This is a genomic window from Streptomyces sp. E-08 (assembly GCF_049913095.1).
Taxonomy (GTDB): Bacteria; Actinomycetota; Actinomycetes; order Streptomycetales; family Streptomycetaceae; genus Streptomyces.
Map to the genome: position 1 here is coordinate 229,073 of NZ_CP183971.1, position 12,665 is coordinate 241,737.

Annotated in this window: 15 protein-coding genes; 7 read left to right on the top strand and 8 right to left on the bottom strand. The window is 68.7% G+C overall.

Annotation, left to right across the window (positions count from 1 at the left end; translation table 11 throughout):
• Positions 1-66 precede the first annotated feature (66 nt).
• From ACN9MM_RS01170 to ACN9MM_RS01180, 3 genes are all read right to left on the bottom strand, one after another.
• Complete coding sequence (locus tag ACN9MM_RS01170) at positions 67-1,032, bottom strand: LLM class F420-dependent oxidoreductase (protein ID WP_426361853.1); 966 nt, start codon at positions 1,030-1,032, stop codon at positions 67-69.
• Positions 1,033-1,095: 63 nt separating this feature from the next.
• Positions 1,096-1,584 carry a flavin reductase family protein gene (locus ACN9MM_RS01175; protein WP_426361854.1) on the bottom strand — a complete coding sequence of 163 codons (489 nt, stop codon included), beginning with the start codon at positions 1,582-1,584 and terminating at the stop codon, positions 1,096-1,098.
• Between the two features lie 103 nt (positions 1,585-1,687).
• A complete protein-coding gene (locus ACN9MM_RS01180) occupies positions 1,688-2,782 on the bottom strand; it encodes a carboxylate-amine ligase (protein ID WP_426361855.1) in 1,095 nt (364 codons plus the stop codon).
• A gap of 292 nt (positions 2,783-3,074) precedes the next feature.
• Between ACN9MM_RS01180 and ACN9MM_RS01185 the strand changes: the two genes are divergently transcribed.
• A complete protein-coding gene (locus ACN9MM_RS01185; protein WP_426361856.1) occupies positions 3,075-3,449 on the top strand; it encodes a hypothetical protein in 375 nt (124 codons plus the stop codon).
• A 196-nt stretch (positions 3,450-3,645) separates the two neighbouring features.
• Positions 3,646-4,446: a maleylpyruvate isomerase family mycothiol-dependent enzyme gene (locus ACN9MM_RS01190; protein WP_426361857.1), complete on the top strand. Its 801-nt coding sequence runs from the start codon at positions 3,646-3,648 to the stop codon at positions 4,444-4,446.
• A gap of 351 nt (positions 4,447-4,797) precedes the next feature.
• Here the strand turns inward: ACN9MM_RS01190 and ACN9MM_RS01195 are convergent, their stop codons facing one another.
• Positions 4,798-5,790 (bottom strand): hypothetical protein, encoded by a 993-nt coding sequence (locus ACN9MM_RS01195; RefSeq protein WP_426361858.1) that lies wholly within the window; start codon positions 5,788-5,790, stop codon positions 4,798-4,800.
• A gap of 33 nt (positions 5,791-5,823) precedes the next feature.
• Positions 5,824-6,714 (bottom strand): hypothetical protein, encoded by an 891-nt coding sequence (locus ACN9MM_RS01200; protein ID WP_426361859.1) that lies wholly within the window; start codon positions 6,712-6,714, stop codon positions 5,824-5,826.
• 275 nt (positions 6,715-6,989) lie between these two features.
• On the opposite strand from ACN9MM_RS01200, the gene ACN9MM_RS01205 reads away from it, so the two are divergent.
• Positions 6,990-8,051, top strand: coding sequence for a hypothetical protein (locus ACN9MM_RS01205; protein WP_426361860.1), 1,062 nt, complete (start codon positions 6,990-6,992; stop codon positions 8,049-8,051).
• Between the two features lie 159 nt (positions 8,052-8,210).
• Here the strand turns inward: ACN9MM_RS01205 and ACN9MM_RS01210 are convergent, their stop codons facing one another.
• From ACN9MM_RS01210 to tatA, 3 genes are all read right to left on the bottom strand, one after another.
• On the bottom strand, positions 8,211-8,795 hold the full coding sequence (locus ACN9MM_RS01210; protein ID WP_426361861.1) for a TerD family protein: 585 nt from the start codon (positions 8,793-8,795) through the stop codon (positions 8,211-8,213).
• A 154-nt stretch (positions 8,796-8,949) separates the two neighbouring features.
• Complete coding sequence (locus ACN9MM_RS01215; protein ID WP_382856733.1) at positions 8,950-9,216, bottom strand: GlsB/YeaQ/YmgE family stress response membrane protein; 267 nt, start codon at positions 9,214-9,216, stop codon at positions 8,950-8,952.
• Between the two features lie 143 nt (positions 9,217-9,359).
• Positions 9,360-9,584 (bottom strand): Sec-independent protein translocase subunit TatA, encoded by a 225-nt coding sequence (tatA, locus tag ACN9MM_RS01220; protein WP_426361862.1) that lies wholly within the window; start codon positions 9,582-9,584, stop codon positions 9,360-9,362.
• Between the two features lie 165 nt (positions 9,585-9,749).
• Between tatA and ACN9MM_RS01225 the strand changes: the two genes are divergently transcribed.
• The 4 genes from ACN9MM_RS01225 to ACN9MM_RS01240 all read left to right on the top strand — a co-directional run bounded on the left by ACN9MM_RS01225 (position 9,750) and on the right by ACN9MM_RS01240 (position 12,661).
• Positions 9,750-9,980, top strand: coding sequence for a hypothetical protein (locus ACN9MM_RS01225; RefSeq protein WP_426361863.1), 231 nt, complete (start codon positions 9,750-9,752; stop codon positions 9,978-9,980).
• A gap of 120 nt (positions 9,981-10,100) precedes the next feature.
• Positions 10,101-11,624, top strand: a complete 1,524-nt coding sequence (locus ACN9MM_RS01230) for an LCP family protein (RefSeq protein WP_426361864.1) — start codon at positions 10,101-10,103, stop codon at positions 11,622-11,624.
• Positions 11,625-11,746: 122 nt separating this feature from the next.
• Positions 11,747-12,190 (top strand): VOC family protein, encoded by a 444-nt coding sequence (locus ACN9MM_RS01235; RefSeq protein WP_426361865.1) that lies wholly within the window; start codon positions 11,747-11,749, stop codon positions 12,188-12,190.
• Positions 12,191-12,313: 123 nt separating this feature from the next.
• On the top strand, positions 12,314-12,661 hold the full coding sequence (locus ACN9MM_RS01240; RefSeq protein WP_426361866.1) for a VOC family protein: 348 nt from the start codon (positions 12,314-12,316) through the stop codon (positions 12,659-12,661).
• Positions 12,662-12,665 lie beyond the last annotated feature (4 nt).

Here is a 12,665-nt window from a genome sequence, read left to right on the forward strand (position 1 = left end):
CGGCTGCCCGTCCAAGGCGGCTTGAAACAGCCCTCCGGCTAGGTCGCTGCGGATGTGAATCGGGGTTCACAGCTCACTCAGGGCCGGTAGCAGCTTCGTGGCGGACCAGTCCAGGAAGGGCTCCTGCTGGTCGCCGCCGATCTGGACCAGGGCGACCTCGGTGAATCCTGCATCGGTGTAGGAGCGCACCGCGTCGACGAAGGCGGCCACGTCGTCGCCGCAGGGGATGGCATCGGCCACGTCCTCGGGCCTGGTGCGCTGCGAGGCCTGGGCGAAGCCCGCGGGGCCGGGGAGTTCCGCGTTGACCTTCCAGCCGCCGAGTGCCCAGCGGAACTGGTCGTGCGCCCGGGCCACGGCCGCGTCGCGATCGGGGCCGTAGGAGACCGGTAGCTGGCCCACCCGCGGTTTGCCGGAACCGCCGTACGCGCCGAACGCGGTCAGCAGCTCCTTCTTCGGTTCGGTGGCGATGAGCAGGTCGCCGTACCGGCCCGCGATCTCGCAGGAACGGTCGCCTGAGACGGCGATCCCGACCGGGGGCGGATCATCGGGGAGGTCCCAGAGTCTGGCGTTCTCGACGTCGAAATGGGTGCCGTGGTGGCTCACGTATCCGCCGGCGAAAAGGGTGTGGATGATCCCCACGGCTTCCTCGAGCATGTCCAGGCGGACGTGGGCGGCGGGCCAGCCGGAGCCGACGATGTGCTCGTTGAGGTTCTCGCCCGAGCCGAGGCCCAGCCGGAAGCGCCCCTGGGACAGGAGCTGCATCGTGGCGGCCTTCTGGGCGATCACGGCGGGGTGGTAGCGGAAGGTCGGGCAGGTCACGTACGTCATGAGTGGGATCCGGGTGGTGGCCTGGGCGGCGGCGCCGAGGACGCTCCATGCGTAGGGCGCGTGCCCTTGGGTCTCCAGCCAGGGGAAGGAGTGGTCGGAGATGACGGAGAAGTCGAACCCCGCCCGCTCGGCTCCCACCAGGTGGGCGACCAGCTCCCGGGGCCCGGCCTGCTCGGACATCATCGTGTATCCGATGCGTACCATGCCGGGCGACTGTCCGATTCGGTCCCGTTGAAACGTGCCCGGACAGGGCCGTGCCCTGTGGCCTCAGGCCGGGTGGCCGGGGTCGAGATCTCGCAGTTCCCGGTACCGGAGCAGTGGGGGCGGCGGCCCCTCGGTCGGTCGGCACACCGCCACGGGCGCCAGGAGGAACCCCACGTGATCGCCGCCCTCGATCCGCTCCTCGATCCGGCCGGTGAACCAGCTGGACGCCCGCTCCAGGACCGGGCTGCCTGCTTCGCCCGGGCGCCAGCCGACAGTGGCGAGCTTGTCCACGCGGTCGCCCGTCTCCGTTCCGAAATGGTCCGCGAGAGCCTGGTCGTCCTGGTGGAGCAGGTGCACGGTGAGGTACGCGGCCTCGCGTGCGACGCGGTAGGTGTGGTTGGCGATCGACAGCCACACGATGAATCTCGGCGGGTCGATGGAGCACTGCGAGGCGAAGCCCACGAGGCAGCCCGCCCGCTCGCCGCCGGAAGCGGCCGTGACCACGTACATCGGGCCGTCGAGAACGTCGGTGAAGGGGTCGAAGTCGGTCACAGCGCCTCCTTGCGCTTCAGCGTGTCCCTAGGCGTCCATGGGCTCGTGAGACCGGCGCGGGGCGCGCTGAACCTCGCCCGATGACCCGGGCCCCCGTGGGCCCTCATTCCCCGGCTGCGAGGGTTGCGCGTGCCAGATCGCCCACCACGTCGCTCAGGCGCCCGCGTCGCTGATACGACGCACGCTGGAGGGCGGCACCGCCACCGGACCGCCGCACCCGGTCGAACAGCTTCTCCGCGACTTCCAGGTCGCCGACCGCTGCCAGTCCGGGACCCGCCCGCGCCAGCAGACGCTCCACCGCCATCGTGGCCGGAACGCGTTGACCGCCCACGGGGTCGAGCCCATCGCCCCCCAACCCGTGCCGCGCGGCGAGCCGGTGGGCGGCCCGTAGCCCCGGCCCCGGGCAGGGAGCCGGACGGCTGTCGGCGATCTCGGGCAGCAGAGCGGTGGCCAGCCCCCGTACGAGTGCAGCGAGCAGCACCACGGTGTCGAGGTCGGCGTTCACGTCACAGATCCGGACCTCCAGGGTCGGGACGTGTTCGGAGGGACGCGCGTACCAGTAGATCATCCGCCGGTCGAGCAGCATGCCGGTGCGCACCAGGTGGTCGGCGAGGCGGTCGTAGCCGGGTTCGTCGAGCAGTGGGACAGGACCGACGCTGGGCCAGCGGGCGTGTTCCACGAACCGCCGGCTCGCCCAGCCTGTGTCGCGGCCCAGCGAGAAGGGTGAGTTGGCGGCGACCGTCTGGAGCGCGGGCAGCCAGGGACGCAGGTGGTTGGCCAGGGCGAGTGCCTGGCCGCGTCCCGTCACCCCGATGTGGATGTGGCAGCCGCAGACCATCCCGTCGTACGAGCCCACCAGCGAGGGCCAGCGGGCGGCCATCCGCCCGTACCGCTCGCCCGGCGTCACGGCCGGCGGCCGCCCCGGGGGGACGGCCGGGGTGCCCGTGGCGACGAGGAGGCAGCCTTCACCGGCCGCGGCCTCCGCCATCACCTCACGGAGCAGTGCCAGTTCGGACCTCAACTCGGCCAGGGCGGTCGTCGGGCGAGTGCACACCTCGACCTGCGCCTCGAAGAACTCCGGCTGCGCCTGCTCGCCCAGTACCGCGCGTGCGGCTTCCACGACGAGCGGACCGCGGTCCACCGGCATCCCCGTGAGCCGGTCCACCAGAAAGAACTCCTCTTCCACCCCCAGTGTCATCCGCTGGCCTTCCCGTGGCAGGGCTGCATGGACGCGGTCGACCACACGAACCGGGGCGATCTCTAGGGGGGACATGGAGGAGCCCTTCGTCAGCCGATCCGTGGTGAGCCTGGCGGCCTCACCCGTCACATCGCCACTGCCCGCGATCCGACGCGGAATGCCCCGATGGCTGCCGGCGCGTTCCACACCGACCTGTCACGCCGCCGGGCCGCGATCCCTGGAAGCCGGCAGGGTCGCCCTCTTCCCCCCGCGATACGCTGCTGCGATGTCTCGGTCAGTCGAAACCGGATGAGTGTCGTCTCCCTTCACCGCGGACGACGTCGACCTCGCCGTGCGGCTCGCCGTGGGCGTCCTTCGGGACGCACCCGCGGAGGGGTGGGACCGCAAGGCCGGTTCGCTGGAGTGGGACTGCTGGGAGACCGCCGAGCACCTCGCCAACGACCTTTTCTACTACGCCGTCCAGCGGGGACCGCAGAGCCCACCGCTGGACACCCATGTGCCCATCGCGCTGAGCCGGAAGAGGGAGGCCGGACCCACGGTCTTCCTCTACGCGGACCGCGATGCGGGTCCGGCCGGCCTGGTGCAGGTGCTGGAGGCATGTGGCGCGATACTGGTCGCCATGGTGCACACCCCGGCCATAGGAGCGGATCGCCCTCGGCCAGACTGATGGTCGTGCCTACCACGGCGAGACGCCGGGCCCGGGACGGCCCCTGGGCCGCAACGACACCCGTCCCCCATCGAAGGAGGGCCTGTGGCCGGGGGGGCCGGGTGCCTGGGCGAGGCCACACCTCCAGGAATGGCCGACCGGCGGCGACGGTGAAAATCGCTGTCCGATCATCGGAGCACAGTGATAGAAACCTGGCGTGGAAAAGAATCTTGAGTTCCCCGACCTGTTGCGACTGATCGATGAACGGTCGACCGCCTTCCGCGCCGTGGTCGCCACCGCGCCCGGTCTCGACGCGCAGGTGCCGACCTGCCCCGGGTGGACGCTGTTCGATCTGGTGAAGCACCTGGGTGGGGGAGACCGCTTCTGGGCCGCCATCGTCGCCGCGGGGCCCGCCGACGCGCCCCCGGCCGAGGCCGTCGCCGCGCGCGCCGCGCTGGAAGTGCCGCGGGAGCGTGAGGCCCTGCTGGCCTGGCTGGAGGCTTCGACGCAGCTTCTGGTGGGCGCCCTGCGCGCGGCGGGACCGGAGAGCGGTTGCTGGACGTGGTGGCCCGCGTCGCAGTCACCGCAGACCGCCGGCGGCACGGCCCGGCACCGGGTCCAGGAGACCGCGGTGCACACCTACGACGCCCAGCTCGCCGGGGGCGCCCCGCAGCCACTGCCGGTCGAGCTGACACTCGACGGTGTGGAGGAGTTCCTGTTCACCGTCTGCGCAACGCCGAGTGCCTGGCCGCACAAGCCCACGGCCTTCGACTTCCACGCCGCCGAGGGCCGCTCCTGGCGCCTCACCGTCGACGGCGACGGCGCACGCACCACCCGCATCCCCGCGCCCACCGCCGCGACCGGCGAGGACCCGGACGCAGCCGGCGCCTCCGTCCACGGCACGGCCAGCGAGCTGGTCCTCTACCTGTACGACCGGGTCAAGGCCGACTCCTTGCACGTTGGCGGAGACGCAGGGCTGCTCGACCTGCTCCGCGCCTGGGAGCCGGAAGAGAAGTAGGGCGTAGCGGAGGCGGTTGGCCGCGCGTAGAGCCGGTACGGCACTACTCTTGGCCAGGTTCGTCGGTCGCGGGCAGGCCTGATCGGGGGCACGGGCGGCCGGAGCAGCATCGGCTGCCTGTGCGCGCCCTGGACGGGATCGTCCTCCGGGATGCGGGTGGCACCACCGTCTGCGCCCCGTGCTCGAGATCCGAACTCGCGGTCATGAGGCCGACGACCCTGTTGTCCTTCTCCGCGATCAGAGCGGCGCCCGAGTCCCCGCTCTCCAGGACTGCGTTCGGACCGGAGGCGACCGTCAGGGCCTCCTGGAAGTAGGCGTACCGGCCGAGAACCTCGGGAACCGGTGCGGCGTTCACCACGCGCTCCTCTGCCTCACCTCGTCGCCCCTCAACGACGGAGGCGGTTCGGGCAGCCGTGCCCGCATGTCGGCGGACATCGGGCGTGGCTTCCTGACCGGCCGCGGAGGAAGTGCGGCGAGGTCGTGGGCGTCGATCACCGCAGGGCTTTCGGCTCCGTAGACCAACGACGACTGCGCGACTCCGGCCCCGTCGAACACCGTCAGGACGTTCGTCAGCTGCCAGTAGAAACAGATTCTCGACTTCTTGCCGGCCGTGTTGTCGTACGTCTGTGACACGAAGGCGGTCGTCTCGACATTCGTGCTGACCTGCTGAAAAGTGGTCGAGTTCACGCTCAGGCTCGCCGAGAGGGTGGCGGAGATGGGACCCCAGCCGACCGAGGCACTGCCCATGACCGAGGATCCCAGCCGGGACTGCTCGGAGGTGGTGCGCTCCATACCCGAGGTGACGGTGTAGTCGACCGTTCTCTTCGCGCCCTTGGAGATGCTGTAGGAGTCGGGCAGTCGCTGCCAGTACTGTTCTCGCACCGCCACGTTCCCTGTCCCGAGCATGCCGCAGGCGACGACGACCCGCGGTGAATCCGTGGGGATGACGATGTCCTTGCTGGGCTTCGGGACAGATCCGAGGTCGTTCGGCTCCAGCAGATGCGTCGGGTTCAACGTGAGCACGTAGTAACCGCCGCCCGGGACCCGGAAGGCCTCGTCCGCCTGAAGGGCGGCAACAAATGCTCCGGAGTAGGCGTTCAGGAAGAGGAAGTACCATCCCTTGTCGATGTAGTTGTTGACGGGCACGACCGCGCTGCTCCGTACGACTATTCCCGGGAGTCCCGGCATGATGAAGGAGGAGTCCACCGCCCCCACCCACCAGCCGTCGTCCGAGATCAGATACACCGCAACCGGGAACGCGAGGCTGTTGTTGAGCCGGAATTCCAAGAACCCGTCTCCGGTGGTGGTCGACTTCAGTTCCTCGTTGATGGCCTTCTGGTACACATCGCTCATCTTCATGGTTGCATCCCGCTGGTTTCAGAGGGCCTTCACCGGTCGGGCACCGAGACTCTCCGGTGGGTACGGGCCTCCGATGACGACGGGCTGCGTGCCGGTGATGAGGGAACTCAGTACGTTGCCGCTCGAGTCGTAGACGGCCACCGAATCCGTGAGCTGCCAGTAGAGGTACATACGGGAATGTTCGCCGGCCGTGTTGTCGTAGTGGTCGGACACGTAGGACGTCGTCTGTGTCGTGGCGGTGAACTGCTGGAACGACGTCGCCGCTTGACTCAGGGAAGCCGAGACGGATGCGGAGACGGGTCCCCAGCCGGCACCCACACTCGTATTGACCGAGCCCTCGATGGTCTGCAACGCCGATGTGGTCTGCCGCATACCGGAGGTCACGGTGTTGCTCACGGTCTTCGATTCACCCGGCCCGATGCTGTAGGAGTCGGGGAGACGCTGCCAGAACTGCTCCCGGACCACGGCGTTCCCGTTGCCGAGCGTCCCGCAGCCCACCATGATCAGCGGAGAGTCCGGCGGAATGAGCACGTCGCGATGGGGGTGCGGTATCGCGCCTATGTCGTTGGGGTCCAGCAAATCGAAACTCGTGATCGTCACGCTGCCGCTCTCGGGAGTCTGACAGGCTGCGGCGAAAGCCCCCGTGTACGCGTTCATGAACACCCAGTACCACTCTTCGCCCGGATCCTGGCGTGTGAAGCTGTAGCCGGGTGGCAGCAGCCAAGGCGACTCATCCATCCACACGTCGATCGGACCGGACGCGTCATACAATTCCCCCTGGGTGCTCGCGAGAAAGATGTTGAGTGGGATGCACGTCTGATTGCTGAAGGTCGCAGGCTCTCCCGTCTGACTGTCTTTCGATGTCAGTGTCCCGTTGATGGCACGCTGGTACGTGTCGTTCATCTGCATGTGGTTTCACCCCTGGCGCGTGGGGACGCGGAGGCGCTCATGACGGAACCGAAGCCACCGAGGGACCGGTGACGGAGAAAGGGGAAAGAGGCAAGGGGGCACGGGCCTGGAAACGGCCTTCGGCAGCGACCCGGTTGCTTTGCGTCGGGTGCGATCCCTCGCCTCGACTCAAAGCTACACCAGCCAGAAATGCGCAGCATGTCGATAGATGTGCTTCCGCACACGTCTGCCCGGCGAGGCCCCCGTCGAGCGGGTCGGCCCTCCAGGACCCGTCGGTGCGCCTGTCCGGGAGGAACGGCGGAGCTGTTCCCGTTGACGAGGCCCACACTGTCGTCGAGGACTGGGTCGCCCATCCCAACATCGTGATGCTCGACACGGCGGTGAAGGAGGTGAGGGGCCGTAAGACCGGCCAACTGGCCATCGTCGTCGGCGTCATCGAGAAGAAGGCCGCCGCCGCCCTGACGGCTGTCGACTTCCCCATACCGCCAACAGTGGAGGTCGATGTCATCCAGCCGGACGGATCCGTCGGACACATGACCATGCCGACAGATGTGATCGAGACCGGCCGGATCCGTCCGCTGGGGCTCTGGTGGGCCGAGCAGGGCTCACCCGGCGGCTTTCAGATCCAGGCCGCGTCAACCGTTCACGCCTCCTTGAACACCTGCGGAACGCTGGGCGTAACCACCTTCTACCGGAAGAAGCGGTGTTTCCTGACCTGTTGTCACGTCATAGGGGACCTGACGTCCGGCCCGGGGCTCGACGTCTACCAACCTCATAAGATCCCCGACCGTGACAACTTCCGCATCGGGGTCTGTGACGGCACTCTTTCCATCGACCCGGTCAACTTCGACCCGTTGAACAACGCACCCTCCCTTCCCCGCAACACATACGACTTCGCGTGGGGCGTCGCCGACGACGACCGGAAGCAGACCTCCTTCACCATATGGGGAGGCATCCACCGGGAAGAGTCTCCGCTTGAGATCCGCAGCCCTCCCAAGGTCGGCGAAACGGTCACCTGGATCGGAATGATGACCGGCGAAGCCCAGACGTCCACCATTCAATCGGTGCGGGCACAGGGCGAGATGACACTGGACGGCGACAGGCTCACGTACTGGCGCGACCTCATCGCGCTTGCTCCCGTCGACGGTCTGCGCGCCGAGCGTGGCGATTCCGGCGCCGCCCTCATCGCCACGAAGGACAAGAGGGTCGTCGGCCTCCTCTGCATGGGGTCCGACGAGCAGCCGCGCTACTGGGCGTCGCGGATCCCCCCGGAGAACCATCAGGCGTCATGGTGGCCTTGGGGGCGCAAGCAGGTGATGCGGCTACGCACCCCATGAGACGCGACCGGCGACGGCAGGAGCCCTGCCGCCGGCGATCGATGGGTCGCACCCGCCTGTTCCTTCTGCAGGTCCCGCGGTGGCCGCCGTACTCAGCCTGGGCCCGTACGGGCGGCTGCGCGAGCATCGCCGGAACCCCGGTTCGCCGACCGTCTAGGGCTATCTGCTCGCCGCGAAGCGCATCAGGGCGTGCTCGTCGCCCTGCTTGATCTTGCCCGTCTGGTTGATCACTTCGAGCTTCCAGCTGTCTCCGGCGCGCATGGCCTTCGCTACGGCGCAGCCGTTGTCGCTGGTGAGCAGGCTGGGCCAGATGTCGGCCACCTGCTGGGAGTTGCCCCCGGTCGCGTCGTACACCTTGAAGCTGATGTTGCGTGCCTGCTGGAACGAGCTGCCCTTCTTGTAAGCGGCGGCGACGAACACGATCGAGGTGACGTGGGGCGGGATCCGTGCGAACTCGACGGTCACCGTCTCGTCGTCGCCGTCCCCGTGACCGGTCTGGTTGTCCCCGCTGTGGATCAGGGAGCCGTTGCCCATCGGGTCCAGGGAGTCGAGACCGGCCAGGCGCACGGGGTCCCCGTCGTGCATCGCGATGGCGATCAGGTCCAGGTCCGTGCCCTTCTTGCGGCGGAGCTTGCCCATCACCCCGCCGCTGCTTCCGGACGTGGGGTCCCAGGACACGCCTATGGACATGTGGGTCACCCCGTCCAGGTCCGCCGGGCCGTCTTCCTTCGTGAGCGTAATCATGCGGGGATCATCCTCTTCATGGCGGCATCGTGGAACGTGAACGGCACACGCAACATGTGGTCGCTCCGTCCCGTCCGTCAGCCGCAGTCCTACTTCTCTGTCATACGGGGCAATCAATGGGGGGCTCGGGCGGAGTCCCCCTCACGTGCCTGGCTCAGTCGCGCGAGTTGCCGAACAGCAAGCGATACCCGATGAGCAGGACGAAGGAACCGCCGATGGCCGCTCCCCACGTGGCGGGGTCGAAGAACTCGTTCGCCACGGGCCGGTCGAGGAAGCGGGCGGACAGCCAGCCGCCGACGAAGGCTCCGGCGATGCCGATGAGGGTGGTGACGATCAGGCCGCCCGGGTCCCGCCCGGGAAGCAGGAGTTTGGCGATGGCGCCCGCGATGAGCCCAAGGATGATCCAGCTGATGAAGCCCACGGCGATGTCCTCTTCTCCTGCGCCGACGACAGACCCGATCCGCCTTCGGCAACCCTGTGTTGCGCAGTTGCGCAACTGTACACAGCCGGAAGGACGCGATCGGGTCGCGGAAGGTTGCGCCGTTGGCGCTCAGCTCCGTACCCCTACCGCGCGTCGGGCCTGCCCCCTTCGCCCGGACCGGAGGAGGCGGCCGACGCGGAGCCGGCCTCCGCGCCGTCGTTGCGCATGGCCCGTGTCTCGCTCTTGAGGATGCGCAGGGACTTGCCCAGGGATCTGGCCACGTCCGGCAGCCTCTTCGATCCGAACAGCACGATGAACGCGATCGCCACGAGCAGCAGATGCCATGGCTCCAGTGCGTTGCGCAGCATGTGACCACTCTCCCTCGTTGTCCACTCCCGGTGCGCCACCGCGCATGCTTGCTTTATTGCGCAACCATACAACCGACCGAAGGCGGCAATCCGCTTCCCGCGCCGAAGCCGTGCGTGACGGACCTCACGATACTTTCAGAGTTGCGCAACATTTAAAGTTGCCCCATGGGGACGAGTGACATGGCGGCCCGCCGGAGCGCAGTGCTCCTGGGCGGGCCCGCAGACGGGGTGCGAGTGACGGTGGCCGGCCGGCCGCTCATGCTGCAGGTGACCTACCCGTGCACGGTCGAGGAGGCCGCCACCGGGGTCCGCGTCGAGGCGATCCACGTCTACCGGCTCGACGGGAGCACCGGGGACGGGCCGCTGCGATACGGGTACGACCCCGCCAGTCCGTGAGCGCGGGCCCGGGAACGTCGGTCGGCCACATCCAACCCTGCCGGATTGCGCAGCTGCGCAACCTCTTGGAGGGGATCCGCCGTCCTCTTCATCGGGGTTGGGACTAATGAGGACACACACATGACAGGCGGAAACCGCAGCACGCACGCACGCCGGTCCACGACGTCGGACAGGCCTCGGAAACGCGGTCGGGGCGGGCGTCTTCTCGTCACGGCGCTGGCGCTCCTCGTGCTGGCGACGGGAGGGGTGGGCTGGGTCTATCTCAAACTGAACGGTGACATCAGCACCTTCGGTGCGGACGGCCTCTCCGACGACCGGCCCGCCGCCTCCACCAAGGGGCAGAACGTCCTGGTCATCGGCTCGGATGCGCGGACCGGCGGGAACAGCGACCTCGGCGGCGGCGACAAGAACGACATCGGCCGATCCGACACCGCCTTCCTCCTGCACGTCTACGCGGACCAGGAGCACGCGGTCGCCGTGTCCTTCCCCCGCGACTCCCTCGTGGAGATCCCGCCCTGCCGGCTCCCCGACGGCTCGTGGACCCAGCCGCGCAGCGGCGCCATGTTCAACTCGGCGTTCTCCGTGGGCCAGACCGCGGAGGGGAACCCGGCGTGCACGCAGAACACCGTCGAGAAGCTGACGGGGCTTCGCGTGGACCACACCGTCGTCGTCGACTTCAAGGGCTTCGCCGCCCTGACGGACGTCGTCGACGGCGTCCGGGTGTGCGTGCCCAACGACGTGTATCAGAAGGACCTGAACCCGAAGCGCGCGACCCGGGGCGAGCGCATCTTCGCCAAGGGCGAGCAGACCGTCTCCGGGCAGAAGGCCCTGGACTACGTCCGTCTGCGCTACGGAATCGGCGACGGCTCCGACATCGGCCGGATCAAGCGCCAGCAGGCGTTCGTGGCCGGCCTGCTCAAGAAGGTCAAGAGCGACGGTCTCACCCCGACCAGGCTGCTGCCGCTGGCGAACGCGGCGACCGACTCCCTGACCGTGGATCCCGGCCTCGGGTCCGCCGACAAGCTGATCTCGTTCGCGATGTCGCTGAAGGACGTGGACCTGCACAACACGAAGTTCATCACCATCCCCTGGCGCTACCAGGGAGCCCGCGTCGCGATCGTCGAGCCCGAGGCGGACGCGCTGTGGGCGGCCCTGAAGGCCGACCGCACCCTCGACGGTGAGAACGCGAGCGGCCACCACACGGGCGGCACGGACGCCAGCGGCAAGAACGGTGACACGGGCGCCACGCCCACGGCCGGCACATCTCCCTCGGCGGTCTCCGGGGAAGGCATCTCGGTCGCCGTCTACAACGGCACCCGGACCCGTGGTCTGGCCGCCCGGGCGGCCGAGAGCCTGAGGTCCGCGGGGTTCACCGTCACCGGTACGGCCACGGCGAGCACCCAGGACTACACCGGCACCGTGATCGAGTACGGCACCGCCCAGAAGGAGCAGGCCGCGACGGTCGCCCGGCTCTTCGCCTCCGCCGAGCTGCGTCCCGTCTCCGCTCCGGGCATCAACGTGATCCTGGGACAGGCCTACGCCGACAACCCCACCGCCGACCCGACCGGCCCGCCCGCGACCGTACCGACCAAGGACACCCGCTCCGCGGACGACGACCCCTGCTCGAACCTCTCCTACGGATGAGACGCGGACGAGCGGGCGGACGAGAACTCTCCACCGGCACCCGACCATGCCCTCATGCCGGCGGGTCCGCGAAGTCTTCTCCGTCCATCCGTCACATTCGACTGTCGGCGCCCGTCAAGGAGGTGAAACAGAACGACAGTGGAAGGATCAAGGACCAGAAGATGCTGACCAACATCATGTACGTGACGCTCTACGTCACCGATCAGGACCGCGCGCTGCAGTTCTACACGGAGCAGCTCGGCCTGGAGAAGCGCATCGACTTCCCGAACCCCGGCGGGCGGTTCCTCACCGTGGGTGTCCCCGGCAGCCCTGTGGAGATCCTCCTGTGGGCGCACCCCGCGGCCGCGGGCCAGCCGGCCGAGGCGGGCGATTCGCCCGGTCCCGTCATCCTCGAGTCGGACGACCTGCGGGCGGACTTCAAGGTGTTCCGTGACCGTGGTGTGGTCTTCGACGAGCCGGAGCCGGTGGACTACGGGTTCGGCGTCCGTATTGAGACGGCGGATCCGGACGGCAACCGCATCTCGCTGCGCGAGCGCGGCGGGGCGGCGGCCCGTAACAACGGCTGACGGTTCGTGGACCTGGTGTGGCCGGCGCGTTGCAGCGCCGGCCACACCAGGTCGTACGGTGCCGGCAATCAGCGTGACGACGCACGTGAAATCAAGCTCCCGACACAAGCGAGGTGTTCCAGCATGGCGATGGAGATCGACTCGGTGGTCGCGCGACAGCGCGTCGACGACCTGGAAGCGGCCATTCCCTTCTACGAGCGGCTGACCGGCCGGGCGGCCGGTCGTTTCGCGTTCGCCGGTGTGCAGCTGGCGAGTGTCGGCCCGTTCCTTCTCTTCTGCGGTTCGGACGAGGCGGTGCAGCGAGTTGCCGGGGTGGGGGCCACCCTCGCCGTCGGAGATCTGGCCTCCGCCGTGGAGGAGGCGGTTGCGGCCGGTGCCACCGTGGTGATGCCCGTGCAGCCCACCCCCAACGGTCACCGAGCGGTGCTGCGACACCCGCACGGGGGCGTGTACGAGTACGTCGGCCCCTGAGCGG